The 25,786-nt window shown below is 70.5% G+C and carries 22 protein-coding genes, 4 tRNA genes and 3 pseudogenes; 10 read left to right on the forward strand and 19 right to left on the reverse strand.

Features of this window, described 5'->3' with window-relative positions; translation table 11 throughout:
• Window positions 1–52: 52 nt before the first annotated feature.
• The 6 genes and pseudogenes from ruvB to A0130_03830 all read right to left on the reverse strand — a co-directional run bounded on the left by ruvB (window position 53) and on the right by A0130_03830 (window position 4,601).
• Window positions 53–1,090, reverse strand: coding sequence for a Holliday junction DNA helicase RuvB (ruvB, locus tag A0130_03805; protein ID ANF30923.1), 1,038 nt, complete (start codon window positions 1,088–1,090; stop codon window positions 53–55).
• On the reverse strand, window positions 1,087–1,707 hold the full coding sequence (locus A0130_03810) for a Holliday junction ATP-dependent DNA helicase RuvA (protein ANF30924.1): 621 nt from the start codon (window positions 1,705–1,707) through the stop codon (window positions 1,087–1,089). The genes ruvB and A0130_03810 overlap by 4 nt, the downstream gene beginning before the upstream one ends.
• Window positions 1,704–2,297, reverse strand: a complete 594-nt coding sequence (locus A0130_03815) for a crossover junction endodeoxyribonuclease RuvC (protein ID ANF30925.1) — start codon at window positions 2,295–2,297, stop codon at window positions 1,704–1,706. Before A0130_03815 ends, A0130_03810 begins: the two co-directional genes overlap by 4 nt.
• A 9-nt stretch (window positions 2,298–2,306) precedes the next feature.
• Complete coding sequence (locus tag A0130_03820) at window positions 2,307–3,071, reverse strand: transcriptional regulator (protein ANF30926.1); 765 nt, start codon at window positions 3,069–3,071, stop codon at window positions 2,307–2,309.
• A 15-nt stretch (window positions 3,072–3,086) separates the two neighbouring features.
• Window positions 3,087–3,712, reverse strand: a pseudogene (locus A0130_03825) (glutamine amidotransferase subunit PdxT).
• Window positions 3,702–4,601, reverse strand: a complete 900-nt coding sequence (locus A0130_03830; GenBank protein ANF30927.1) for a pyridoxal biosynthesis lyase PdxS — start codon at window positions 4,599–4,601, stop codon at window positions 3,702–3,704. Before A0130_03830 ends, A0130_03825 begins: the two are co-directional and overlap by 11 nt.
• Window positions 4,602–4,714: 113 nt before the next feature.
• Between A0130_03830 and A0130_03835 the strand changes: the two genes are divergently transcribed.
• Entirely contained in the window at window positions 4,715–6,025 is a 1,311-nt protein-coding gene (locus A0130_03835) for a transcriptional regulator PtsJ (protein ANF30928.1), read from the forward strand.
• A 28-nt stretch (window positions 6,026–6,053) separates the two neighbouring features.
• Window positions 6,054–6,905, forward strand: coding sequence for a pyridoxal kinase (locus tag A0130_03840; protein ID ANF30929.1), 852 nt, complete (start codon window positions 6,054–6,056; stop codon window positions 6,903–6,905).
• On the opposite strand, the gene A0130_03845 is transcribed toward A0130_03840, so the two are convergent.
• Together A0130_03845 and thrS are read right to left on the reverse strand one after the other, a co-directional pair.
• On the reverse strand, window positions 6,902–7,495 hold the full coding sequence (locus A0130_03845; protein ANF30930.1) for an HIT family hydrolase: 594 nt from the start codon (window positions 7,493–7,495) through the stop codon (window positions 6,902–6,904). The two genes, A0130_03840 and A0130_03845, sit on opposite strands and share 4 nt — an antisense overlap.
• Complete coding sequence (gene thrS / locus A0130_03850) at window positions 7,483–9,465, reverse strand: threonine--tRNA ligase (protein ID ANF30931.1); 1,983 nt, start codon at window positions 9,463–9,465, stop codon at window positions 7,483–7,485. Before thrS ends, A0130_03845 begins: the two co-directional genes overlap by 13 nt.
• A 195-nt stretch (window positions 9,466–9,660) precedes the next feature.
• On the opposite strand from thrS, the gene A0130_03855 reads away from it, so the two are divergent.
• Window positions 9,661–11,901: a hypothetical protein gene (locus A0130_03855; GenBank protein ID ANF30932.1), complete on the forward strand. Its 2,241-nt coding sequence runs from the start codon at window positions 9,661–9,663 to the stop codon at window positions 11,899–11,901.
• 83 nt (window positions 11,902–11,984) lie between these two features.
• Here A0130_03855 and A0130_03860 read toward each other — a convergent pair whose 3' ends face one another.
• Window positions 11,985–14,057, reverse strand: a complete 2,073-nt coding sequence (locus A0130_03860; protein ANF30933.1) for a hypothetical protein — start codon at window positions 14,055–14,057, stop codon at window positions 11,985–11,987.
• Window positions 14,058–14,334: 277 nt separating this feature from the next.
• On the opposite strand from A0130_03860, the gene A0130_03865 reads away from it, so the two are divergent.
• The 4 genes from A0130_03865 to A0130_03880 all read left to right on the forward strand — a co-directional run bounded on the left by A0130_03865 (window position 14,335) and on the right by A0130_03880 (window position 17,276).
• Complete coding sequence (locus A0130_03865) at window positions 14,335–15,591, forward strand: phytoene dehydrogenase (protein ANF30934.1); 1,257 nt, start codon at window positions 14,335–14,337, stop codon at window positions 15,589–15,591.
• 30 nt (window positions 15,592–15,621) lie between these two features.
• Window positions 15,622–16,260 carry a hypothetical protein gene (locus A0130_03870; GenBank protein ANF30935.1) on the forward strand — a complete coding sequence of 213 codons (639 nt, stop codon included), beginning with the start codon at window positions 15,622–15,624 and terminating at the stop codon, window positions 16,258–16,260.
• Window positions 16,261–16,524: 264 nt separating this feature from the next.
• Window positions 16,525–16,893, forward strand: a complete 369-nt coding sequence (locus A0130_03875; protein ID ANF33282.1) for a hypothetical protein — start codon at window positions 16,525–16,527, stop codon at window positions 16,891–16,893.
• Window positions 16,872–17,276 (forward strand): hypothetical protein, encoded by a 405-nt coding sequence (locus A0130_03880; GenBank protein ANF30936.1) that lies wholly within the window; start codon window positions 16,872–16,874, stop codon window positions 17,274–17,276. The genes A0130_03875 and A0130_03880 overlap by 22 nt, the downstream gene beginning before the upstream one ends.
• A gap of 47 nt (window positions 17,277–17,323) precedes the next feature.
• Here A0130_03880 and A0130_03885 read toward each other — a convergent pair.
• From A0130_03885 to A0130_03895, 3 genes are all read right to left on the reverse strand, one after another.
• Window positions 17,324–17,395, reverse strand: a tRNA-Val gene (locus A0130_03885).
• A gap of 24 nt (window positions 17,396–17,419) precedes the next feature.
• Window positions 17,420–17,493 (reverse strand) — tRNA-Cys (locus A0130_03890).
• Between the two features lie 63 nt (window positions 17,494–17,556).
• Window positions 17,557–17,632, reverse strand: a tRNA-Gly gene (locus tag A0130_03895).
• Window positions 17,633–17,801: 169 nt separating this feature from the next.
• Here A0130_03895 and A0130_03900 point away from each other — a divergent pair.
• Window positions 17,802–17,877: transfer RNA gene (locus A0130_03900), tRNA-Val, on the forward strand.
• 34 nt (window positions 17,878–17,911) lie between these two features.
• Here the strand turns inward: A0130_03900 and A0130_03905 are convergent.
• From A0130_03905 to A0130_03925, 5 genes and pseudogenes are all read right to left on the reverse strand, one after another.
• The gene (locus A0130_03905; protein ANF30937.1) at window positions 17,912–18,547 is read right to left on the reverse strand and encodes an alkaline phosphatase; all 636 of its coding nucleotides are present in this window, start codon (window positions 18,545–18,547) and stop codon (window positions 17,912–17,914) included.
• A 103-nt stretch (window positions 18,548–18,650) separates the two neighbouring features.
• Window positions 18,651–19,495 (reverse strand): annotated as a pseudogene (locus A0130_03910) (hypothetical protein).
• Between the two features lie 117 nt (window positions 19,496–19,612).
• On the reverse strand, window positions 19,613–20,143 hold the full coding sequence (locus tag A0130_03915) for a PemK domain-containing protein (protein ANF33283.1): 531 nt from the start codon (window positions 20,141–20,143) through the stop codon (window positions 19,613–19,615).
• Window positions 20,049–21,330: pseudogene (locus tag A0130_03920) on the reverse strand (ammonium transporter). The gene A0130_03915 and the pseudogene A0130_03920 overlap by 95 nt, the downstream one beginning before the upstream one ends.
• Before the next feature lie 82 nt (window positions 21,331–21,412).
• The gene (locus A0130_03925; protein ANF30938.1) at window positions 21,413–22,696 is read right to left on the reverse strand and encodes an ammonia channel protein; all 1,284 of its coding nucleotides are present in this window, start codon (window positions 22,694–22,696) and stop codon (window positions 21,413–21,415) included.
• 219 nt (window positions 22,697–22,915) lie between these two features.
• Between A0130_03925 and A0130_03930 the strand changes: the two genes are divergently transcribed.
• Window positions 22,916–23,224 carry a hypothetical protein gene (locus A0130_03930; protein ID ANF30939.1) on the forward strand — a complete coding sequence of 103 codons (309 nt, stop codon included), beginning with the start codon at window positions 22,916–22,918 and terminating at the stop codon, window positions 23,222–23,224.
• Here A0130_03930 and A0130_03935 read toward each other — a convergent pair.
• The gene (locus A0130_03935; GenBank protein ANF30940.1) at window positions 23,221–23,655 is read right to left on the reverse strand and encodes a cysteine desufuration protein SufE; all 435 of its coding nucleotides are present in this window, start codon (window positions 23,653–23,655) and stop codon (window positions 23,221–23,223) included. The two genes, A0130_03930 and A0130_03935, sit on opposite strands and share 4 nt — an antisense overlap.
• Before the next feature lie 34 nt (window positions 23,656–23,689).
• Window positions 23,690–24,592 (reverse strand): thiosulfate sulfurtransferase, encoded by a 903-nt coding sequence (locus A0130_03940; GenBank protein ID ANF30941.1) that lies wholly within the window; start codon window positions 24,590–24,592, stop codon window positions 23,690–23,692.
• A 135-nt stretch (window positions 24,593–24,727) separates the two neighbouring features.
• Here A0130_03940 and A0130_03945 point away from each other — a divergent pair, with 135 nt between their 5' ends.
• Window positions 24,728–25,783, forward strand: a complete 1,056-nt coding sequence (locus A0130_03945) for an ATPase (GenBank protein ANF30942.1) — start codon at window positions 24,728–24,730, stop codon at window positions 25,781–25,783.
• The last annotated feature ends 3 nt before the right edge of the window (window positions 25,784–25,786 follow it).

Consider the following 25,786-nt stretch of genomic DNA (forward strand, 5'->3'; position numbering starts at 1 on the left):
TTGCCGAACCTTTCAATGGGGGGCAAGGGGTTGGCCGAACGGCCAGGTTGGATTATATGTCATCGATCAGCGTCGGAGGCTGGGAGGAGCCCTGCCCCCGGCCGGGGATCCCCAGGTGCCGCCACGCCGCCGGCGTCGCCACCCGCCCACGCGGGGTCCGGGACAGAAGACCGATGCGCACGAGGAACGGTTCGACCACTGATTCTATCGTCTCGGCCTCTTCGCCGACAGAGACCGCGAGGGTGTTCAGGCCGACCGGTCCCCCGTCGAAGCGCTCCAGGATCGCGTGCAGCACTGCCCGGTCGAGGCGGTCGAGGCCGAGAGGGTCGACGTCGTACAGCTCGAGCGCCGCGCGCACCGCATCCACATCGCCCCGTCCGCCGTGCACGAGGGCGTAGTCGCGCACCCGCCGCAGCAGCCGGTTGGCGATGCGTGGGGTGCCGCGGCAGCGTCCGGCGATCTCGGCCAGCGCCTCGCGGTCGATGTCGAACTCGAGCATGACGGCCGCGCGCGACAGCACCTGCGTGAGCTCGGCGTCGTCGTAGAACTCGAGGTGCGCAGTGAAGCCGAAGCGGTCGCGCAGCGGGTTCGGGAGGAGACCCGAGCGCGTGGTCGCGCCGACCAGCGTGAACGGCGCGAGGTCGAGCGGGATGGATGTGGCGCCCGCCCCCTTGCCGACCATGATGTCGATGCGGAAGTCCTCCATCGCGAGGTACAGCATCTCCTCCGCGGAGCGCGCCATGCGGTGGATCTCGTCGATGAACAGGACTTCTCCCGGCGTCAGCGACGACAGCAGCGCGGCGAGGTCTCCCGCGTGCTGGATGGCCGGTCCGCTCGACAGGCGCAGGGGACGCCCGCTCTCGTGGGCGACGATCATCGCGAGGGTGGTCTTACCGAGCCCGGGAGGACCGGCGAGGAGGATGTGGTCGGCCGTGCGCTCCTGCATACGGGCCGCGGTGAGGAGCAGCTGCAGCTGCCCGCGGACCTTCGCCTGGCCGACGAACTCCGCGAGGCTGCGCGGCCGCAGGGCGCCCTCGAACGCGAGCTCGGACTCCGACTCGAGTTCGGGCGCGGTCAGGTCGTCGCTCATCGTGCCGCCTGCTGCGCCGGGCCGAGGCGGGCGAGAGTGAGCCGCAAGAGGGTCTGGACGCTGTCGCGCTCCGACTCGGCCGTGTCGGCGACGACCTCGGCGACGGCGTCGGACGCGATGCGCTCCGGCCAGCCCAGCCCGACGAGCGCGACGAGCACGCTGTCGGCGACCGACGATGGCGCGCCGGCCCTTTTCGCGACAGGAGCCGGACGCCGTGCGGCGGCCAACTTGCCCGTCAGCGACACGACGATGAGCTTGGCTGTTTTAGGCCCGATTCCGGACACTTTGCGGAACGGCGCGTCGTCGTCCGCGGACACCGCGGTGGCGATGTCGTCCGGTGACAGCACGGAGAGCACGCCGATCGCCGACTTCGGACCGACGCCGGAGACGCCGTTGAGCAGCTCGAACACCTCCAGCTGCTCCCGATCGGCGAAGCCGAAGAGCTGCAGTGCGTCCTCCCGCACGATGAGGGAGGTGTGGAGGAACGCCTCCTCCCCCGTGCGCAGCGAGAGCACGTGGTCGGGCGTGCACTGCACGGAGAAGCCGACGCCGCCGACCTCGATGACGGCGGTGCCGCCGACAGCCGAGAGGACGGTGCCGCGGAGGGATGAGATCACCGTGCAAGCCTACGGGGAGCCGCCGACGCTCGGCTGGAGCGCTCCGCGGCGCGCCACGCGGCCTGCGCGGGGGTGAGGGAGCCGGCCGCTCCCCCGGCGTCCGGCGCGACCGGGCCGCCGCGCCAGGCGTGGCAGATGGCGATCGCGAGCGCGTCCGCCGCATCCGCGGGCTTCGGCGCCTCGTCGAGTCCGAGGATGCGCGCGACCATCGCCTGGACCTGCTTCTTGTCGGCCGAGCCGTAGCCCGTGATCGCCGCCTTGACCTCGCTCGGCGTGTGCAGGCCGACCGGGAGCCCGCGCTTGGCGGCCGAGTGCAGAGCGACGCCGCTCACCTGGGCCGTGCCCATGACGGTCCGGAGGTTGTGCTGCGCGAAGACGCGCTCGATCGCCACGACCGCGGGGCCGTGCTCGTCGAGCAGCCGCTCGATGCCGGTGCCGACGGCGAGCAGGCGCTCCTCGAGCGCCATGCCCGGCGGTGTCCGGATGACCGTGACGTCGACCAGGGTCGCGCGGCGGTCGGGACGCACATCCACGATCCCGACGCCGCAGCGCGTCAGACCCGGGTCGATACCGAGCACCCGGATCGTCACGGCTTCCGCCTACTCGTCGTCGTCGTCGAGCTGCGCCTGCACCTCGGGGCTGATGTCGAGGTTGGTGTAGACGTTCTGGACGTCGTCCGAGTCTTCGAGGGCGTCGATCAGGCGGAACACCTTGCGGGCGACCTCGACGTCGACCTCGACGTTGACCGTGGCCACGAACTCGGCGTCGGCCGAGTCGTAGTCGATGCCGGCCTCCTGCAGCGCGGTGCGGGCGGCGACCAGGTCGGACGCCTCGGTCAGCACCTCGAAGCTCTCGCCGCGATCGGTGACCTCTTCGGCGCCGGCGTCGAGCACCGCGGTGAGGACCGTGTCCTCATCCACGCCGTCGGCGTGCGGCACCACGATGACGCCCTTGCGGTGGAAGTTGTACGCGACGCTGCCCGGGTCGGCCATAGTGCCGCCGTTGCGGGTCATCGCCGTGCGCACCTCGGCGGCGGCGCGGTTCTTGTTCTCGGTGAGGCACTCGATGAGCAGGGCGACGCCGCCCGGGCCGTAGCCCTCGTACATGATCGTCGTGTAGTCGATCGACTCACCGGTGAGGCCGGCGCCGCGCTTGATGGCGCGGTCGATGTTGTCGTTGGGGACCGAGGTCTTCTTGGCCTTCTGGACCGCGTCGACGAGCGTCGGGTTGCCGGACAGGTCGGCGCCGCCGGTCTTCGCCGCGACCTCGATGTTCTTGATGAGCTTGGCGAAGGACTTCGCGCGGCGGGCGTCGATCACCGCCTTCTTGTGCTTGGTCGTTGCCCACTTGGAATGCCCGGACACTGGTGCTCCCTCGTCTTACGTCTGAAAACTCGTCCATTGTACGCGAGCGGCGTCGCGCACCTTGGTCAAGAAGTACTCGTGGAAGCGCGTGTCCCCGTGATCTCCGGGTGGAACGACGTCCCGATCAGGTTGCCCTGTTCAACGGCGACGACGCGGCCGTCCGCCACCCGCGCGAGCGCGGTCGCCGCGGGGCCGACCTCCTCCACGATGGGGGCGCGGATGAACACGGCGTGCATCGGCTCCTCGCCCACCGCGGGGATGTCCAGGTCGGTCTCGAACGAGTCCACCTGCGAGCCGAAGGCGTTGCGCCGCACCGACACATCCAGGCCGCCGAGGCTCTGCTGGCCGGCGATGCCGTCGAGGATGCGGTCGGCCAGCATGATGAGGCCCGCGCAGGTGCCGTAGACCGGCAGACCGCCGGCGATCGCCTCGCGCAGCGGTTCGGCCAGGCCGAACGTGCGCGAGAGCTTGTCCATCACGCTCGACTCGCCGCCCGGGATGACCAGGCCGCCGATCTCATCGAGTTCGGCGGCCCGGCGGACCGGAACGGCGTCGGCGCCCAGGCCGCGCAGGACCGCGAGGTGCTCACGGAAGTCGCCCTGCAGGGCGAGGACGCCGACCTTCTGTCCGTTACCAGCCACGCTCGGCCAGGCGGTGCGGGGCGGGGAGGTCGCCGACGTTGATGCCGACCATGGCCTCGCCGAGGCCGCGCGACACCTCCGCGATGACCGACGGGTCGTCATAGAAGGTGGTCGCCTTGACGATCGCCGCCGCGCGCTGCGCCGGGTTGCCCGACTTGAAGATGCCCGAGCCGACGAACACGCCGTCCGCGCCGAGCTGCATCATCATCGCGGCGTCCGCCGGGGTGGCCACGCCGCCCGCGGTGAACAGCACGACCGGGAGCTTGCCGGTGTCGGCGATCTCGCGCACCAGCTCGTACGGGGCCTGCAGCTCCTTGGCCGCGACGTACAGCTCGTCCTTGGTCATCGACTTCAGTGCGTTGATCTCCGAGGTGATCTTGCGGATGTGCTTGGTCGCCTCGGACACGTCGCCGGTGCCCGCCTCGCCCTTGGAGCGGATCATCGCCGCGCCCTCGTTGATACGGCGCAGCGCCTCGCCGAGGTTGGTCGCACCGCAGACGAACGGGACGGTGAACTGCCACTTGTCGATGTGGTTGACGTAGTCGGCGGGCGACAGCACCTCGGACTCGTCGATGTAGTCCACATCCAGCGCCTGCAGCACCTGGGCCTCGACGAAGTGGCCGATGCGGGCCTTCGCCATGACCGGGATGGACACCTCGGCGATGATCGCCTCGATCAGGTCCGGGTCGCTCATCCGGGCCACGCCGCCCTGGGCGCGGATGTCGGCGGGGACCCGCTCGAGCGCCATGACGGCGACCGCGCCGGCGTCCTCGGCGATGCGCGCCTGCTCGGGGGTGACGACGTCCATGATGACGCCGCCCTTCAGCATCTCGGCGAGGCCGCGCTTGACCCGGCTCGATCCGATGGTGCTCTGCTCGCTGTCCGTCATGGTCGCCCTCTCGTGCGGTACGCGCAGCAACGTGCGGTACGAAATCTGTTTTGGCCTATGCCGAAGATAGCACTGTCACCGCGGCTCGATAGACTCGGATCCTCGGGAGGGACATGGACCAGCAGACCATCACGGGCGCCACGGCGTCCGAGATCGCGGCGAGCGTGCGCGCGCTGCACGAACGCGGCGCGCTGCGGACCGGCGACGCCCTGCCTCCCGTCCGCGAGCTCGCCGCGCAACTCGGCGTCAACCGCAACACCGCCGTGGCCGCCTACCGCCTGCTCGCACAGGCCGGCGTCGTCACCGCACGGGGCCGCGCCGGCACCGTCGTCGCCGGCGTCACCGCGGTGGCGCAGGAGGGCTACGCGGCCGACAGCATCCTGCGCGACATCGGCACGGGCAACCCCGACCCCGCGCGCATCCCCGACCTCACGGGCGCCCTCGCGACCGCTGTCGGGCGACCGGTGCTCTACGGCGAGCCGGTCATCGACCCGGCCTTCGAAGAGCGCGCGCTGGTGTGGGTCAGCGCCGACCTCCCCGACCGCCCGGTGCGCATCACGGTCACCAACGGGGCGGTGGATGCGGTCGAGCGGCTGCTCGCGCAGGCCCTGCTCCGCGACGACGCTGTGGCGTTGGAGGACCCGTGCTTCCTGGCGAGCATCCACACCGTCCGGCTCGGCGGCTACCGCGCCGTTCCCGTGCCGGTGGATGCGGAGGGCATGACCGTCGAAGGGCTGCACGCCGCGCTCGACGCGGGCGTCCGCGCGGTGATCTGCACCCCTCGTGCGCAGAACCCGACCGGGGCGACGCTCTCCCCCGCCCGAGCCGCTGCACTGCGCGCGGTGCTGGCCGACCATCCGTACGTGCTGGTGATCGAGGACGACCACTTCTCGATGCTGTCGCAGCGTCCCTACGAGACCCTGATCGGGCCCGAGCACCGGCGGTACGCGCTGGTCCGCTCGGTGTCGAAGTCGCTCGGGCCGGACATGTGCCTGGCCGTCGCGGCGACGGACCCCGAGACGGCCGACCGCCTCGCGTTCCGCCTCTCCCCCGGCACGACGTGGGTCAGCCACATCCTGCAGCGCCTCGTGCTCGCGCAGCTGACGGACGACGCCGTGCTCGCTCAGGTGGAGGAGGCCGGCCGCCACTACGCCGAGCGCAACGCCGCCTTCGCCGCACGCCTGACCGATCGCGGGCTGCCGACCGAGGCCGGTGACGGCCTCAACCTGTGGGTCGAGCTGCCGGTCGAGGCGCGGGTCGTCGCCGACAAGCTGATGCGCCGCGGGTGGCTCGCGCGCACCGGCGACGAGTTCGTGCTCGGCGAGCATCCCGCGCCTTCCCGCCACCTGCGGCTGACGGTGCACGACCTCGACGAGGACGAGACCGAACGCCTGGTCGCCGACCTGGCCGACGCCGCGAAGTGACGTCCGCGTGAGATGAGAGGATCGAGGGATGAAGATCCTCTCGATCCAGTCCGCGGTCGCCTACGGTCACGTCGGCAACTCCGCCGCCGTCTTCCCGCTGCAGCGCATCGGCGTCGAGGTGCTGCCCGTCTACACGGTCAACTTCTCCAACCACACCGGCTACGGCGCGTGGCGCGGGCCGCTGATCGCCCCGGACGACGTCCGCGACGTGATCACGGGGATCGAGGAGCGCGGCGTGCTCGGTCAGATCGACGCGGTGCTGTCCGGCTACCAGGGCAGCGAGGGCATCGGCGACGTGATCATCGACGCGGTCGCGCGCGTCAAGGCCGCCAACCCGAACGCCGTCTACGCCTGCGACCCGGTCATGGGCAACGCGAAGTCGGGCTGCTTCGTCGCGCCGGCCATCCCGGTTCTCCTGCGCGAGCGCGTGGTTCCGGTCGCCGACATCATCACGCCGAACCAGTTCGAGCTCGGGTTCCTCACCGAGACGTCGCCGGACACGCTGGAGTCGACGCTGGAGTCGGTGGATGCGGCCCGCGCGATGGGCCCGCGCACCGTCCTCGTGACCAGCGTCGAGCGTCCGGACGCCCCGGCCGACACGATCGAGATGCTGGCCGTGGACGACGCCGGCGCGTGGCTCGTTCAGACGCCGCGCCTCCCCATGAAGGCCAACGGCTCGGGCGACGTGACGGCTGCGCTCTTCACTGCGCACTACGTCCGCACCGGCGACGCGGAGCTGGCGCTGCGCAAGACCGTGTCGAGCGTGTTCGACCTCCTCACCCGCACGCTGGAGTCGGGCGAGCGGGAGCTGCAGCTCGTGGAGTCGCAGGAGTCGTATGCCCACCCGCGTGAGCAGTTCGCGGTGACGAAGGTCCGCTAGGCCTTCGGCCAGGCGTCCGCGATCGCCTGACGGACGTCGCCGAGAAGCTGGGGAAGCGCCTTGGTGCGGGCGATGATCGGGAAGAAGTTCGCGTCCTGCGCCCACCGCGGCACGATGTGCTGGTGCAGGTGCGCCGCGATGCCGGCGCCGGCGACCGCGCCCTGGTTCATGCCGATGTTGAACCCGTCGTTGTGCGACACCTCGCGGATGACGCGCATCGCCGTCTGGGTGATGCTCCCGATCTCGGCGACCTCCTCCTGCGTCGCCTCGTCGTACAGCGCGATGTGCCGGTACGGGACGACCAGCAGGTGACCGCTGTTGTACGGGAAGAGGTTCAGCAGCGCGTAGGCGTGCGTGCCTCGTGCGACGATCAGCGCGTCTTCGTCGCTCATGCTCGGCGCGACGCAGAACGGGCAGTCGTCGTGGCCCGGGTCGCCCTGCTGGATGTAGACCATCCGGTGCGGGGTCCACAGCCGCTGGAATTCGTCCGGCACCCCGACCAGGTAGGACGGGTCGTCGACGCGGACGGGAGCATCGGCCCCGTCCGCGCCGGCGCCGTCGTCGTACGAGTCGAGATTCAGTCGTGCCATGCGGTGTCGACCAGCTCGTGGCTGCGGATGCTCTCGACGATGCGCTCGATCGCCTCGTCGACCGTCACGCCGTTGCGCTGCGTGCCGTCGCGGAAGCGGAAGCTGACCGTGCCCGCCGCCGCATCCTCCTCGCCGACGATCAGCTGGAACGGCACCTTGGCCTTGGTGTGCGTGCGGATCTTCTTCTGCATGCGGTCGTCGGAGTGGTCGACCTCGGCGCGCACACCGCGGGCCCGGAGCCGCGCGATCACGTCGTCGAGGAAGGGCGCGTACTGGTCCGCGACCGGGATGCCGACCACCTGCACCGGCGACAGCCACACCGGGAACGCCCCGGCGTAGTGCTCCAGCAGGATGGCGAAGAACCGCTCGATCGAGCCGAGGAGCGCCCGGTGGATCATCGCCGGCTGCTTGCGCGTGCCGTCGGCGGCGTTGTACTCGAGCTGGAACAGCTCCGGCTGGTTGAAGTCGAGCTGCACGGTGGACAGCTGCCAGGTGCGGCCGATCGCGTCGCGCGCCTGCACCGAGATCTTCGGGCCGTAGAACGCCGCCCCGCCCGGGTCGGCGACCAGCTCGAGACCAGACTCGATCGCGACCTGCCGCAGGGTCTCGGTCGCGGTCTCCCACGACTCGTCGCTGCCGACGTACTTGTCCGGGTCCTTCGTGGACAGCTCCAGGTAGAAGTCGGTGAGGCCGTAGCCGCGCAGGGTCTCGAGCACGAACTCCAGCTGCCGGGCGACCTCGTCCTTGATCTGGTCCTCGGTCACGTAGATGTGCGCGTCGTCCTGCGTCAGGCCGCGGACGCGGGTGAGGCCGGACAGGGTGCCCGACTTCTCGTAGCGGTACACGGTGCCGAACTCCGACAGGCGGAGCGGGAGCTCGCGGTAGCTGCGGCCCCGCGCCCGGTAGATCAGGTTGTGCATCGGGCAGTTCATCGGCTTGAGGTAGTAGTCCTGCCCCTGCCGGGTGATGTTGCCGTCGGCGTCCCGCTCCTCATCCAGGTGCATGGGAGGGAACATGCCCTCCTTGTACCAGTTGAGGTGCTGGCTGGTCTCGAAGAGGTGCGCCTTGGTGATGTGCGGGGTGTTCACCAGCTCGTAGCCGTTCGCGATCAGGCGATCGCGCATGTAGTCCTCGATCTCCTTGCGGATGATCCCGCCCTTGGGGTGGAACACCGCCAGGCCCGAGCCGATCTCGTCGGGGAAGGAGAACAGGTCGAGCTCGGCGCCGAGCTTGCGGTGGTCGCGCTTGGCGGCCTCCTCCATGCGGGTCTGGTAGGCGCGCAGCTCGTCCTTGCTCGGCCACGCCGTGCCGTAGATGCGCTGCAGCTGCTTGTTCTTCTCGTTGCCGCGCCAGTAGGCGGCGGCGACGCGGGTGAGCGCCCAGCCGTTGCCGATCATGCGGGTGTTCGGGAGGTGCGGACCGCGGCAGAGGTCCTTCCACACCGTCTCGCCCGTCTTCGGGTCGACGTTGTCGTAGATCGTCAGCTCGCCGCCGCCGACCTCGACGCTCTCGCTCTCGTCGAATGCGGCCGTGTCGCCGTGCTGCGCGCCGCCCTTGAGCCCGATCAGCTCGAGCTTGTACGGCTCGTCCGCCAGCTCGGCGCGCGCCTCGTCGTCGGAAACGACGCGGCGGACGAACCGCTGGCCCGCGCGCTGGATGCGCTGCATCTCCTTCTCGAGCGCCTTCAGGTCCTCCGGGGTGAACGCCTCGAGCACGTCGAAGTCGTAGTAGAAGCCGTCGGTGATGGGCGGGCCGATGCCGAGCTTCGCCTCCGGATTGATCGCCTGGACCGCCTGCGCGAGGACGTGCGCGGTGGAATGACGCAGGATGTTGAGGCCGTCGGGAGAGTCGATGGTGACGGGCTCGACCTCGTCGGTCGTCGTGACGGTGGTCGCGAGGTCCTTCAGCTCGCCGTTGACGCGCATCGCGACAACGGAACGGTCGGTGAAGAGCTCGAAGCCGTCGGCCACCTGTCCACTCCTAGGGTTCTGGTCATCAGGGAACCCTCCAACTCTAGCCGGGTGCCGGAGCGCGACACCTCTTGTGGCCCATAAGGGTGCATGCGCGCGTATAGGACCTCGTCGTAGACTGCCCGTACTGCCCTGCCCGACTGCATCCGGACGGACCCGACCGACTGGACACCACTACCTCCCCCACACGAGCGGATGTCCATCATGAGAATCGGTACCCTTGCGACGACCGGAGCGCTGCTCCTGTCCCTCATCGGAGCCTCTCCCGCTCTGGCTGCCACGCCGGAACCGGAGCCGACTCCCACAGCCACCAGCACGCCGGCCCCCACCGCGGAGCCGACCGCGCCCGCAGACCCGGCCGCGTCCGCTGAGCCGACGGCCCCCTCCTCTCCCGCGCCGTCGACGTCGACGCCCGCGGCGGACCCCAGCCTCGCCGTCCAGGACGCCGCGGGGGACCACGCGATGGGCTCCACCATCGAGGCGGTCGAGGGCCCGGCGGCCGGAGCCCGCACCATCACGCCGAAGGCGGCGCTCGGCGTGGGCGGCATCCTCGGCATGGACGTCAGCGGCTGGCAGCCGACGGTCGACTGGAACGCGATGTGGGCCAACGGCGCCCGCTTCGTCTACATCAAGTCGAGCGAGAGCACCGACTACGTCAGCTCGCACTTCCCGTCGCAGTGGGCCGGGGCGACCAGCGTCGGCATGATCCGCGGCGCCTACCACTTCGCCACGCCGAACACGACCGACGGCGCGACTCAAGCCCGCTACTTCGTCGCGCACGGCGGCACGTGGGCGCCGGACGGCCGCACGCTCCCGCCGCTGCTCGACATCGAGTACGCGACCGACGGCAGCGGCACCTGCTGGGGTCTCTCCCCCGCGGCGATGAGCCAGTGGATCCGCGACTTCGTCGGCACCATGAAGGCGCTCACCGGCATCGAGCCGGCGATCTACTCGACCGCCAACTGGTGGAACCAGTGCACCGGCTCCAACAACACGTTCGGCGCCTACCCGCTGTTCGTCGCCCGCTACGGCACGACCACCCCGGGTGCGCTGCCGGCCAGCTGGCTGAACTGGACCATGTGGCAGTACGCCAGCTCCGGCGTCTTCGCGGGTGACCAGGACATCTTCAACGGCAACTACGCCCAGCTGCAGGCCTTCGCCTTCGGCGCGAACAGCCACCCGCCGATCGGCGCGTACGACACCGCGACCGTCACCTCCGGCCAGCCGTTCAGCGTGACGGGATGGGCGTTCGACCTGACGAACCTCGCGGCGGCCGTCCAGATCCAGGTCTCCTGGAGCACGCCCGCGGGGAACACCACGACCACCGGCACCGCGAACCTGTCGCGTCCGGATGTGGGAGCCGCCTACCCCGCCGCGGGCGGCACCCACGGCTTCTCGATCTCGACCCCCTGGGCCGGATACGGGCAGTACGGAGCGTGCATCACCGTCGTCGCCCTGCCCGGCGACCGCGCGGGCAACAGCTCGCTCGGCTGCAAGACCGCGTTCATCTCCGCCGCGACGGCGACCGCTCCGACGGCGCAGCGCCTCACCGGTTCGGACCGCTTCGCCACCGCCGTGGCGATCTCGCAGGACCGCTACCCGACCGCGGGCGTCCCGGTCGTCTACGTCGCCTCCGGCCTCGACTACCCTGACGCCCTCGCCGCCGCCCCCGCCGCCGCGGCCCAGCGTGGACCGGTGCTGCTGACGACGAACTCCAGCGTCCCGTCCGCCACCCTGACCGAGGTCCAGCGCCTGAAGCCGCAGAAGATCGTGGTCGTCGGCGGCCCGAACGCGGTCGGCGACACCGCCGTCGCGCAGCTCAACGCCATCGCGCCGGTCACCCGCCTGGGCGGAAGCGACCGCTACGAGACGGCGCAGCGGATCGCGGCCTACGCCTTCCCGAACGCCACGAAGGCGTACGTGGCGAGCGGCTTCGGGTTCGCCGACGCCCTCTCGGCCGGCCCGGTCGCCGCCAAGCTGGGCGCACCGCTCCTCCTCGTCGGGACCCCGAACCTGGACGCCGGAACGCAGGCGTTCCTCGCATCCCGCTCGATCAAGCAGGTGACGATCGTCGGCGGCACCAGCGTGGTGTCCCCGCTGTGGGCCCAGGGCGCGCAGTCCGCCGGCATCGCGGTCACCCGGATCGGCGGCTCGTCCCGCTTCGAGACCAGCACCCAGATCACCGCCACCGCCTTCGGCGCGAACGCCGGCCAGAACGTGTACATCGCGTCCGGCGTGAACTGGCCCGACGCCCTCGTCGCCGCCGCAGCCGCGGGCTCGGTGCCCAAGCCGCTCCTGCTCAGCAACAGCGGCTGCGTCCCGCGCACCGTGGGCGACCAGCTGGTCCGCCTCGGCACCACGTCGATGAAGGTCGTGGGCGGCACCGACGCGCTGACCGCCGACGTGAACTCGCTCGGCGTCTGCTTCGTCGGCTGAGGTCGGACGACACACCGAGGGCCGTGTCCCCCGCCTGATGGATGGGAGGCACGGCCCTCGTGTCGTGCGCTACGCGGTGAGCGCTACTTGGTGAGTCCGGCGAAGAACGCCGGGCCATTGGGCGTCCCGACTCCGGTCGCCGTGTCGTAGCCCTTCGTACTGTGGAGGGTCTGGCTGGGCGACTCCTGCGTCCGCAGGCTGTAGCTCAGTCCGCCCGCAGCGCTCTCGCTGTCGACGTAGTTGACCCGCAGCACCGACGGGAGCGGCGCGTTCACGCCCGTCCCGAACCGGTCGGCCTGGTCGACGTCGTAGAACGCCGAGCCGCCGGCCGTGTACGCCGCGTAGATCCGCGGGTTGAGGAACCCGAGCGGAGCCCCGGCGACCTGGTTGGCCACGGCCGCGATGCCCGCGGTCAGCGGGGCGGCGACCGAGGTGCCGCCGATGCGGTACTCGTCGTAGTACGTCCCGTTGCTGAACGTCTGCGTCTGGCCGACCAGCAGGCCGGTGTTCGGGTCGGCGAGGGCGCTGATGTCCGGAACCAGGCGTCCCGACGCGGAGCCCACGGCGGCCGCCTGGTAGGCGGGCTGCGCGAACAGACGGCTCACGCCGCCTCCCCCGCCGCCGTTGAAGGTGCCGGGCAGCGGTGCTGCGAAGGTGCCGTTCAGCACGTAGGGCGCGCTGGAGATGTGATCCGTGGGCGTCGGGTTCACCGGGTCGAGGCCCGTCTGCCAGCCGACCTCGAACGACCGCTTCCACCCGCTGTTGTTCAGCGGCGAGGCCGGGTCGTCGATCGCGGCGTAGCCGAGCGCCGGAGCGGCGCCGGTGGGAACCACGGATGCCGAGGATCCGCCGACCGCGGTGACGAACGGGCTGTCCGCGTAGAAGTCGACCGTCGGCGTGCCGAAGTTGCCCACTTCATCCCCGTCGTCGCCGCTGGAGACGAACACGCCGACACCGGTGGCCGCGGCCTCGATGAACGTGTTGTTGAGGCTGTTCACGAAGCCTTGCGGCACCGCCTCACCGGCGAACCCGTAGCTGATCGAGAGGATGCTCGCGAGGTGCTTGTCGACGATGTGGTTGACGGACGCGTCGAAGTCCTGACGTGCGTTCGCCGATGCGACGTAGAGGAGGTCTGCGCCGGGAGCCGTCGTGTGGATGGCCTCCGCGTCCAGGGTCTCCTCGCCGTAGTAGTCGCCGGGCACCTGCTGCGGGGTGTCCGGGTGCTTGTACACACCGGGTGCCACGAGCTGCGTGATCTTCGGAGCCGGCAGGTTGTGCAGGCTGCTGTACTTCGTCACATCCTGGACCAGGGTCGGGCTCGCGTTGGCCCCGACGAACGCGACCGTCTGGCCGCTGCCGTCCGCGGCGACCTGATCGAGGCCGTACAACCCGCGCACCTGGGCCGGCGTGTACCCGCATGGCGCGATCGGCTTGGTGGTCGTCCCGTATGCCGGGGCGTTCGGCATGGAGACAGTCTTCTCGCCGTACCAGAGCGAGCACGGCTGCCCGGCGCGGAAGCCGACCGACGGGGCGCCGTGGTTCTGCTTCGGCGCGTTGCCGTTGCCGGTGGTGTTCGTCGGCTGGATGAGCGACGCGCCCTGGTCGAGACCGGCGACGCTCTCCACGATGCCGGCCAGCGACGACGGGACGCTGACCGCCGACTCCGGAGCCCGCAGCGTCGTGCCGTAGGCGCTGTATTCGCCGAGGGTCACACCGAATGCCCTCTGCGCCTGGGCGACGGTGCCCTCGGCCGAGACGTACCGGTTGTTGGAGGGGGTGTCGACGATGCTGAAGCCCGCGCCGCGCAGGAACTGCTGCACCGCGACCACGCTCGACTGGCTCGGCGCGAACTGCTGGCGGAAGGCCTGCGGGGTGAGGTACTTCCGGTACGACGAGGAGCCGGGCGTCGAGACCGCGAGCGCGGTCGCGGCTGCGGTGTCGGCGTTGCGCCATGGCAGGTACACGCGGATGTCGACCGGGTCCCCGGCGGGGGCGGCGGAGCGGAGCGCCTTGGCGTTCGCCCACGCGGGCTGACTCCCGGGCAGGGCGTTCCTGCCCGGGGCTGCTGCGGCCGGCGTCGCGGCCGCCGCGGCAAAGAGAAGGGCCGCGCCGGCGGTGACGGCTGCGGCCCTGATGGTTCTCGAAGTGGTGCGCATGATGTCCTTTCATCGATGCGGGATGCGCGCTGGTCGGCGCCCTTCGATCCAACAACCCCGGATGGGGGCGGACCAAGAAGTTCACTCTGAGAAAACGCTCAGGCGTCGCGACGTGCGCGTACGGTGCGGGTTGTGACGCCCTCCCGATCCTTTCTCGACCGCACCTTCGTCGTGACGCTGGTGCTCATGAGTATCGGGTCCACCGAGCGCGGCGGCGCGCGGCGTCGGAGGCGCGGGCCGCCGCGGGGATGTGACGATGGGCTCCTACACTCGGCACATGCGCACGCATGACGTGGTGGTGATCGGCGCCGGCTTGGCGGGCCTGCGGTGCGCCGCCGAGCTCGCGGAGCATGGGCGCGAGGTGATCGTGCTCGACGCCGGGGACCGCGTCGGCGGCCGCCAGCGAAGCGACCGCGTCGATGGCTTCACGCTCGACCGGGGGTTCCACGTTCTGAACCCCGCCTATCCCGCTGTCCGCGCTGCGGTGGAGGTCGACAGCCTCTCCATCGCGGCCTTCCCGACCGCGGTCCGGGTGCGCCGACCGGACGGCTCGATGGCGACGCTCGCGCATCCCATCCGGCATCCGGGCCTGCTTCCGGCCACCCTCGCCAGCGGCCTGCTGGGCGCGCGCGACCTGCTGGGACTGGCCCGCTGGCTCGGCCCGCTCCTTCTCCGGCCGCGCGCCACCGTGGCCGGCCCGGACCGCTCCCTCGCCGCCGGCTGGGACGCCGCCGGTCTCACCGGGCCGCTCCGCACCCAGGTGCTGTCCCCCTTCTTCGCGGGCGTCCTCGCCGACGCGTCGGAATCGACATCCGACACGTACGTGCGTCTGCTCGCCCGATCGTTCCTTCCCGCGGTGGCCGGCCTTCCCAGGGAGGGGATCGCCGCGCTCCCGAACGAACTCGCCCTGCGCGGCCGTGAGGCCGGCGCCGAGATCCGTCTAGGTCGCGCCGTGAACCGGCTCCAGCGACGCGAGGGCCGATGGGAGGTGGATGCGCTCGGCGAAGAGACCCTGCTCGCGCGCGACGTGGTGGTGGCCGTCGGTGCGGAATCCATCGAGGGACTCGTGGATGCTCCCGCGCCCTCCACCCGCGGGCTGCAGACGTGGTGGTTCGCGGCCGACGAGACCCCGGCGTCCGCTCTGCTGACGGTCGACGGTGGGCGCGAAGGGCCCATCGTCAACGCGCTGGCGATCTCGGCGACGGTCCCGGAGGCGGCGCCGCCCGGCCGGCACCTGGTGCAGGCGACCTGCCTGTGGTCCGCGGGGGCCGGCGCCAGCGAGGCCGACGTGCGCGCACAGCTCGGCCGCCTGAACGGGGCCGCCTCGTCGTCGTGGCAGCTCCTGCGGCGGGACGACATCCCGCACGCCCTCCCCGCGCTTCCACCGCCGATGCGGCGCCCATCCCCCGCTCGGATCGGCCCCGGCCTGCACATCGCAGGCGACCACCGGGACTCGCCGTCCATCCAGGGTGCGCTGCAGTCCGGGCTGCGGGCTGCGAGGTCGGTGCTCGGCGGCGAGAAGAAGTGGACATGACGACTCGAAACAGCCGCGAGGAGGGGCAGGATGAGCGACACCTTGAAGCTGGTCGAGTGGCGAGGCGACGAGGATCCGGAGCGCGTGGAGGCGGCCACCCTCGCGCTGAGCGAGGACCGGCTGAATGCGCTCGGCACCTCGCGGACCGCCGACTACGTGGTCGGCTGGTCGCTGCGAACGGGGCCGGGGTGGGTGACCTCGCAGCTCATCGTGGCCGTGTTCGGACGCGGGTTCGCTCGGAGACTCGCCCTGACGAGGGACGCTGAGGGCCGATGGTCGAGTGAAGTGTCGCAGGAGGGTCTCCGTTCGTACAACGGAGAGCGCCTCGACGATCCGGGAATCGGCGACCCGGAGTCCCTCGACGGCGCCGACGACTGCGACCTCGCCCTCTGCCCGGTGACCAACACTATGCCGATTCTGCGGCTCGGCGCCCACAGGCAGGCGGTGGCCGAGTCGGCATTCATCATGGCCTGGGTGGCGCTGCCGTCGCTCGCGGTGGTTCGCAGCGAGCAGTTCTACAGTTCCGGGCCGGACGCACCGGAGGCCGGCCAGGCGGTCGTGCGCTACGAGAGCGGCGATCGCGGCTTCCGAAGCGAGTTGACCGTCGATCCGGACGGCGTCGTCATCGACTATCCGCAGATCGCCCGGCGCATCCGGCCGAATGGATGAATCACGCATCAGTAGCTTGCGGCCATGGCTGATGAGATCGATGTCCGCGTGGCCGAGTCGCTGAGCGAGGGCTGCGGACCCTCGACCTCACATCGCGGCCCGGCCGCGAGTCGGCGATCCGCCTCTACCAGTCCGTCGGCTTCCAACGGCGCAACTCGATGCTGATGCGGTTCGCCGGCGAGCTCGAGTAGCTGAGGTCAATCGATCTTCTCAACGAGGTCGCCTGCCAAGATGGAGCTGACGGACGACGATCGGGGGGATCGGATGACGGTGTCGGAGCTGGGACCCGCTGTCGCGCGTGAGACGGACCGGCTCCGCCGGCGCACCATCGCGGCGAACATCCTCGTCGCTGTCGCGGTTTTGGTGCTGGTGCTCATGGCAGCCGTCGACTGGTACTTCATCACCAGGCTGAACTTCTTCGTGCGCATGCTCATGCTCGCGCTGCTGGTCTTCGTCGGCTGGCTCCCCGTCGCGCTGGTCATCACCGCTGTGTGCCTGCGGCCGTACTGGGTGACCTTCATCGCGCTCGGTGTCGTCGGCGCCGCGGTGCTCGCGACCCTCGGCATCGTCTGGGCCTTCCCGGACGCAACCTACCCGTACCCGGAGATCTCGTGGCCGCCTCGCGGTTGGTGACCGGGGAGACACGAAGCGCCCTTCGCTATGATCCCGCCAGCGAGAAGGGGGGCTCGATGAGACGGGATAAGGGTGCTGTCGGCCATGCGCTACCAGCCGTGGTGATAGTGCTCGTCGCTGCCGGTTATGTGAGTTGCCTGCTTGCCGTGGCGGTAGCCCCTGCGCTCGCGCCTGAGCCCGACCAGTGGGTCGGCGTGCCGAGCTACACGGAGCATCCGTGGCTCGCGGCAACAGTCGCTCACGCGCTCTACTGGCTGGTCGTACTTCTGGCGGTGTCGGCGTGCATCGCTGCGATCACGTGGGCGGGAACCGCGGCATTGCGACAACTCTCCCACGCGGAGCGCGTTGCCGTTGAGGACCTTAGTCACGCGCAACGCGGATAAGGTCTCCCAAAAGCGAAAACCCCCGGCGCACCGGGGGTTTCTCTCTGTGGGCGATACTGGGATCGAACCAGTGACCTCTTCCGTGTCAGGGAAGCGCGCTACCGCTGCGCCAATCGCCCGAGTCTGAACTCAAGAGCTCAGAATCGAGGTGGATACGGGATTCGAACCCGTGTATACGGCTTTGCAGGCCGCTGCCTCGCCTCTCGGCCAATCCACCGAACGCCACAACACGGAAAAACCGTACCGTACCTGAGAGGCCCGATCCGAAGACCGGGCCGACTCGAGCGGATGACGAGACTCGAACTCGCGACCCTCACCTTGGCAAGGTGATGCGCTACCAACTGCGCTACATCCGCATTTCGTTCCGCAGTTCCCTGCGGCACTTGAAAGACTCTAGCCGATCCGTGCGCCCAAGACAAAACCGATGACGCCCTCCGGGTGTGTCGCCCGCCGCGCCCGCCTCGATGTGCGTTGGACCCTCCGAGTCGGCTAGTATCGGAACTCGCAGCCGCTTGGCTGCGAGATGGGCGATTGGCGCAGTTGGTAGCGCGCTTCCTTCACACGGAAGAGGTCATCAGTTCGAGTCTGGTATCGCCCACCACAGAGAAACCCCCGGTCACGCCGGGGGTTTTCGTTTAACTCTCCATGGCCTTCGCGTCAGCACGGGCACGCCGGCGCCGCCGGAGCGCACTGATCACGATCGGCGCGACGGAGACCACGACGACCACGATCATCAGGACGTCGATGTTGTTCGCGATGAACGGGATGCCGCCCAGGAGGACCCCGAGCAGGACCATCACGAGCACCCAGCTGACGCCGCCGAGGGCGTTCCACAGCAGGAAGCGGCGGTAGCGCATGTTCGCGATGCCGGCGGACAGCGGGACGTAGGTGCGCACGAACGGCACGAAACGGCCGAGGACCAGGGACGGTCCGCCGTATCGGGCGAAGAAGGCCTCCGCAGCCTCGAGCCGTTCTGTCTTCAGCACGCGCGCATCCGGTTTGAAGAGGCGCCGCCCGAACCGCTTCCCGAGCCAGAAGCCCGCCTGGTCGCCCAGGAAGGCGGCGACGATCGCGACGCCGACGATCTGCCACACCTGGATCCCGAGCGTGGGGGCGAGGATCGCGGCGGTGATCAGCAGCGAGTCCCCCGGCAGGAACGGGAAGAGGAGGCCCGACTCGATGAACACGACGACGGCGATGCCCACGAGCACCCACGGCCCGAAGGCGTGCAGCCACGAGGATGCGTCGAGCAGGGGAATGGACAGGTGCACGATGGATCCTCCGGGGCAGCCGAGCGTGAGCCTCACGAGTTGTACGCTCACGGTGCCCAGCGGGCCAGCCCCTCTCAGCGGCTGCGAAGAAGCAAGCCGCGACTTACGGCAGCGCCTCCGGGTCCAGATTCAGGATGGCGTCCTCGTACAGGCCGCCGTTCGCATCGAAGGCGGCGCGGGACGGGTTCAGCCACAGCAGGTCCTGCAGCGAGATGCCGAAGCGCTCTGCTACGTACCCGGGCAGGTCGCCGTGGCCCACCCGGTAGCTCGCGGGGGCGCCCGACGGCGTGGTGGCGGTCACCATGCCTCCGGCGAGCGGACGCGCTCCCCCGTCGACCGGGTGCACGTTGGTCTGGCGGGGCGGGACCGACCAGTGGACGGTGTTCACCGCCAGCACCTTGCCCGGGCCGAGCTCGACGGGGACGCCATCCGCGCTCGCCACCGAGGAGTACGTGACCAGCGCGACGAGATCGGCGGGAGCCGCTCCGATGTTCGCCGACGAGGCCGCCCCGGCGCGGTCGTCGGGCCGCCGAGCACGTGGTCGCCCATGCCGTGGAACACCACCCCGTCGCCGACGCGCGGAGCGACCTCCAGGAGGGTGACCGAGACCGGGATGGGCGCGGTGTTCGTGAAGCCGGAGTACTGGGCGGAGTAGGTGTTGTCGCCGTTGGAGACCATCCGGTAGTGGAAGTGGATGCTGCCCTTCGGTGAGGCGACGTCGCCCTGGGCCACGACGGTGCCGGCGGGCACAGGCGTCAGGTACGGGGCCGGCTGCGGCGGGAGGCTCGGCGAGGCCGGCGGCTGCGAGGGCGTCGGCTGTGCGGGTGCGGGCGCGGCCGGGGACGGCGAAGCGGACGGATGGGCGGTCGCGGTCTTCGAGGCATGCGGACGGCTTCCTGCCGTCGCCGCGGCCGGCGCGCATCCGGCGAGTGCGGCGACGACGGCCACCGCGGCGACCAGGACGGCAGCGGGTCTCCTCAGGGCTTCTGCGGGCACCGCTTCATCCTGGTGCCTGGCGACGGGGAGAACAAGAGGTATTCGATCGACTCGGACGATCGGGGACCCTCACCGCCACCCGTAGCGCGCTGCGAGCGCCCGCCGGACGGCCTCGTACGGAGCCGCATCCAGCGCCGCGCCCTCGCGCCGCATCCCCGACTGGTGCAGCCGGAACACCCGGTCGAGCCGGACGAAGCTCGGCCGGTGGCGGCCGTCCCAGTCCCCCGAGCCGATCGCCAGGTACTCCGGCCGCCCGGGATGCTCCTGACTGGTCAGGGCCACCGCCAGCACGGTCCCGCCGGGCTCGGCCGCGACGACGAGTACCGGGCGGTCCTTGCCGCGGCCGTCCGCCTCCTCATAGGGCACCCAGGTCCACACGATCTCGCCGGGGTCGGCGTCGCCGTCCAGGCGGGGTTCGTACGAGGTCCGGATACGGCCGAGCGTCCGCGGGTCGACCTGCTGCATCGCTCCGGACCCGGCGCGTCCGGGCTCAGCCCGTCCGGGCTCAGCGGCGGGAGTCCGCCTGGTCGGCGACGCCGTCGGCGACGCGGTCCGCGACGGGCGGAGCATCGCGCTCAGTGACGACAGGATGCTGCGCAGGGAGGCCACGTCCGGCACCATAGCGGATGCGCGTGAGACCCGCCGTGAAGCGCAGCGCGAGCGCCAGCAGCAGCGACACCGTCGTCGCGTACAGCAGCACGGCCATCCCGGCGACGCCCTGGGCGATGAACAGGTCGAAGTTGCCGCTGTCGACCATGCCGCTCCCGCTGGCGAAGAGCCCGGGAACAGCAGCCCGACCAGTCCCCGACGATGGTCACGACGCAGAGCGTCAGCGACGGCCCGAAGCGGGCGCGGGCGGCGAGGTCGACCATCGTGGCGCAGGCCAGCGCCGACAGGGCGCCCACGAGCATCGCCCAGCCGAGCGTGAGCACCCCGGAGGCGGCCGTAACGGACACGAGGCCGGCGAAGGCGCCCCACAGAGCGCTGGTGAGGGCCGGGCGGCGCAGGAGGACCGCATCCACCAGCATCCACATCAGGACACCGGCCGCTGACGCGACGAAGGCGCCGATGGCCATCAGCGGCGCGTACGCGTCGAGGGCGCCCTCGGAGCCCACGACGAGACCCAGCCAGCCCACCCAGAGCGTGGCGCCCCCGAACGCGAGCAGCGAGGGGGTGACGGGATGCGCGGGCTGGTGCTCACCGCGGCCGCACGCCAGCAGCACGCCCACGGCGCTGCCGCCCGCCGCCACGATCGGGAGCGCTCCGCCGAAGTCGACCACGTGGAGGCCGGCGACCGCCCAGCCGTCGTCGAGCGAGAACACGCCGTAGGCGACCGGGACGACGACGAGCGGCAACCAGAGGACGGTGAACACGATCCAGGCGCGCAGGGTGAGCCGGGACGAGACCGCGACGGCGACGACGGCGGTGCACAGCACGAGCACGGCGATGACGTACCCGGCGCGGGCGAGCGGATACGGGGAGGCGGCGGCCGGGTCCGTGCCGGCGAGCGACGCCAGGCCGGGGTCCGGCTTCCCGAGCAGGTGACCGATCAGCGGGGGGCCGGCGACAATCCCGTAGCCGCCGGCGACCGCGAGGACGACGGTGACGGCGAGGCCCAGCAGCACGAACCGGAACGCACGCGCGGCGCGCGCCCGTCCGCCGAGGCCGCCGACGTAGAACGCCAGCCCGAAGGCGGCCAGCAGCACGAGCGCGCCGCAGAAGAACAGGAGCAGCGCATCCACCTGGTCGGGCGTGGCCTGCGCCGCGGTGCTCCCTCGAACCGGAATCACCCCTCACCCTAGCGAGGGTGGATGACGGAACGGGGCGCCGCCCGCAGGCGACGCCCCGTCCGTGTCGGGCAGAGGACGGTCAGACCGTCTCGAGGGCGTAGCCCTCCTCGCCGTGCACGACGGTGTCGACGCCGGCCAGCTCGTCCTCGTTCTTGATGCGGAAGCCCATCGTCCGCTGGATGACCCAGCCGATGGCGTAGGCCAGGACGAAGGAGTAGATCAGGACCGCGAAGGCGCCGATCGCCTGAACAGCGAGCTGGTAGAAGCTGCCGCCGTAGAGGAGGCTGGAGAACTGGTCCGTGGCCTCGCCCTTGCTGTTGTAGACGTGGGTGAAGCCGAAGATGCCGATCCAGAGGGTACCGATGAGGCCGCCGACCAGGTGGATGCCGACCACGTCGAGCGAGTCGTCGAAGCCGAGGCGGAACTTCAGGTCGATCGCCAGGGCGCAGACCGCGCCGGCGACGAGGCCGAGGAGGATCGCGAAGCCCGGGGTCAGGATGTTACAGGCCGGGGTGATCGCGACCAGACCCGCGACGGCACCGGATGCGGCGCCGATGGAGGTGGGCTTGCCGTCCTTGATCTTCTCGACGATCAGCCAGCCGATGGTCGCGGCGGCCGGGGCGGCGAGGGTGTTGACCCAGGCGATCGCGGCGACGCCGTCGACTGCTGCCTCGGAGCCGGCGTTGAAGCCGAACCAGCCGAACCACAGGAGCGCCGCACCGAGCAGGGTCAGCGGGACGTTGTGCGGCTTGGACATGCCCTTCTGGAACCCGACGCGCTTGCCGAGGACGAGAGCCAGGGCGAGACCCGCGGCGCCGGCGTTGATGTGGACCGCAGTACCACCGGCGAAGTCGTTCACGTGGAGGACGGCGGGGGCCCAGCCATCGGCGAGATTGAACACCCAGTACGCGACCGGGAAGTAGACGACGGTCACCCAGATGCCGGCGAACACCATCCACGAGCCGAACTTGGCGCGGTCGGCGATCGCACCCGAGATCAGGGCGACGGTGATGATGGCGAAGGTCGCCTGGAAGCCGGCGAACGCGAGACCGCCGAGGTCGGGGGTGATGCCGTCCTTCCCCATCAGGCTCGACAGGAACCAGTCCGGCGTGCCGAGGAAGTGCGGGATGGACGGGGTGCCGAACGCGAGACCGTAGCCGTAGACGACCCAGAGGACGCCGACGAGCGCCATCGCGCCGAAGCTCATCATCATCATGCTGATGACGCTCTTGGCCCGGACCATGCCGCCGTAGAAGAAGGCGACGCCGGGGGTCATCAGCAGGACGAGGGCCGCGGCCACGAGGAGCCACAGGGCGTTGACCGTCCCTGCCTCCGCGTAGTCCGCTGCTGTGTGGAGCACCATGCGAATCATCTGCCTCTCTGTGCAAGCCCCGCGGGTTCATGGGGTTTCGGGGTGGAGCCAGTTTCGAGCCGAGAGGTTTCCGTGGAGGGATGCTCGTGTTTCGCGGTTGTTACGCATCCCGGTCGCGTGTAAACACTGTGTTTCCGGATGCTTCCGATGCGCCCCGCAGGCGTAGGGAAACGGCCGGGATGCCGTGTGCACGCGAAAGGGAGTTGCGCCGTGGGACCGCAGCGTATCCAGCTGAGCCGCCGCAAGGGCTGGCGGAAGCCCGAGAACACCGTCGTCGTGGCGAGGCCGACGAAGTGGGGCAACCCGTTCCCGATCGCCGAGCTCGGGCGCGAGCGCGCCATTGCGGCGTTCCGCGCGATGCTCGACGACCCGGAGGAGCGTGCCGCGGTGGGCTACCCGGATCCGGACGAGATCCGCGCCGCCCTGGCCGGCCGGAACCTGGCCTGCTGGTGTCGGCTCGACCAGGCGTGCCACGCCGACGTGCTGCTCGAGGTCGCTAATCGAGGACCGGCGGCTTAGGCCGCCACCTTCTCCCGCACCTGGCGCTTGGCGCGGCCGAGCAGCGCCGACATGCCGCGGATCCGCAGCGGCGAGACCGCCTGGGTGAGGCCGAGTGTCTGAGGGAAGTCGTCGGGTACCGCGAGCACCTCGTCCGCGGTGAGCCCCGCGAGACCCTGGACCAGGATGGACGCGAAGCCGCGCGTGGTCGGCGCCTCCTGCGGGGCGGTCGCAAACAGGTGCACGATGCCGTCCGCATCCACCTCGACGAAGATGAACACCGGCGCCTGGCACTCCTCGACCCGCTCGAACAGGTCGGGGTGGTCGCGGTAGCGCTCGGGCAGCTCCGGCAGCTCGTCGGAGAACTCCAGCAGCAGCTGGAGGCGGTCGTTCTGCTCCAGCGCCTGGAAGTCGTCGCGGATCTCGGCGAGCGCGCCCGTCAGTTCAGTCACCCTTCAAGGCTACGTCTGATTCGGGGACGCCCGGTCAGCGGGCCGGGACCTCGCCGGGTTCCGTGCCCGTGACGATCGGGACGCGAACGGCCGAACCCCACTCCGTCCACGAGCCGTCGTAGTTGCGGACGTTCTCGAAGCCGAGCAGGTGCGTGAGCACGAACCAGGTGTGGCTGGAGCGCTCGCCGATGCGGCAGTAGGCGATGACGTCGTCGCCCGGCTTCAGCCCGGCGCCGTCGAGGTAGACCTGCTCGAGCTCGGCGCGGCGCTTGAAGGTCGCGTCCGGCGCGGCCGCCTTCGCCCACGGCACGGACTTCGCCGACGGGATGTGGCCGGCGCGCAGGGCGCCCTCGGTCGGGTAGCCGGGGATCTCGGTCCGCTCGCCGCTGTACTCCTCCGGCGAGCGCACGTCGATGAGTGGCTGCGAGCCGAGAGCGGCGAGGACGTCCTCCTTGAAGGCGCGGATGACGGTGTCGTCGCGTTCGACGACCGGGTACTCGACGGCGGAAGTCTGCGGCACGTCGCGGGTGAGCTCGCGCCCCTCGGCGATCCACTTGTCGCGGCCGCCGTCGAGGAGGCGGACGTCGTCGTGGCCGAACAGGGTGAACACCCAGAGGGCGTAGGCGGCCCACCAGTTGTTCTTGTCTCCGTAGATGACGACCGTGGTGTCGCGGGAGATGCCCTTCGAGCCGAGCAGCTCGGCGAACCGCTCGGAGCTGACATAGTCGCGCACGACGGGGTCGTTGAGGTCGGTGTGCCAGTCGATCTTGACCGCGCCGGGGATGTGACCGGTGTCGTAGAGGAGGACGTCTTCATCCGACTCGACCACGACGAGCCCGGGTTCGCCCAGGTGGGTGGCGAGCCATTCGGTGCTCACCAGCCGCTCCGGATGCGCGTAGCCGGCGAACTCGGGCGACGGGTCGGTCTCGATGGTCATACGGTGTCCCTCCCGGAGACGGAGCGAGGTCGCGGGGATAGGCTGGAGAGCCTGCGACGCAAAGGAATCTACGTCCAGCGTAGGCGGCTGAGAACGGCCGCGGTAAGACTTCGACACAAAGGTGCACAACCCGCCATGACCCTCGAGCAGACCGGCGCCCTCCCCCGCCTCGCCGACCGTTCTCCCCAGATCACGGGCGCCGAGATCGCCGAGAGCCTGGTGCCCCCGTCGCAGTTCGAGCACGCGACGTTCGAGTCCTACCGGCCCGACCACGACTACCCGTCGCAGGCCGAGGCCGTCGCGACCCTGAAGCTGTTCGCGAAGACGTGGGAGCCGCAGCGTCCGGCCGGCCTGTTCAGCCGCAGCCGGAAGAAGGTGGAGGCGATGAAGCCGGGCGTGTACCTCGACGGCGGTTTCGGCGTCGGCAAGACGCACCTCCTCGCTGCGCTATGGCACGAGGCTCCCGGGCCGAAGTACTTCGGCACGTTCATCGAGTACACGGCGCTGGTCGGCGCGCTCGGCTACGCGGGCGCGGTCGACCTGCTCCGCGGCTCCACGCTCATCTGCATCGACGAGTTCGAGCTGGACGACCCGGGCGACACCATGATGATGACCCGGATGCTGGGCGAGCTCGTCGCCTCCGGCACGCGCATCGCGGCGACCAGCAACACCCCGCCGAACGCCCTGGGCGAAGGACGCTTCGCCGCGAGCGACTTCCTCCGCGAGATCCAGTCGCTGTCGTCCAACTTCCAGACCATCCGCATCGACGGCCTCGACTACCGCCGCCGCGACACCACGGGTGCGGCCGTCACGGTGGAGCCGGACGCCTACGAGCGCATCGTCGCGACGATCGCCGGCCGCGGCGAGACCGTCACGAGCGACGACTTCCAAGACCTCATCGCGCACCTCGCGACCGTGCATCCGTCCCGCTACATCAAGATCATCGAGGGCGTGGATGTCATCGGCCTGTCGGGCGTGGAAGTGCTGCACGACCAGATGGCAGCGCTGCGCCTGGTGGCGTTCATCGACCGCGTGTACGACGCCGAGATCCCGATCGTGCAGACCGGCGTCGCCCTGAACGACGTCTTCGACGACGAGATGCTGGGCGGCGGGTACCGCAAGAAGTACCTGCGGTCGATGTCGCGCATGATCGCGTTGACCTCCGGCGAGCTGCCGCCCCACGACGACTGACGC

Source organism: Leifsonia xyli, assembly GCA_001647635.1.
Classification (GTDB): domain Bacteria; phylum Actinomycetota; class Actinomycetes; order Actinomycetales; family Microbacteriaceae; genus Leifsonia; species Leifsonia xyli_A.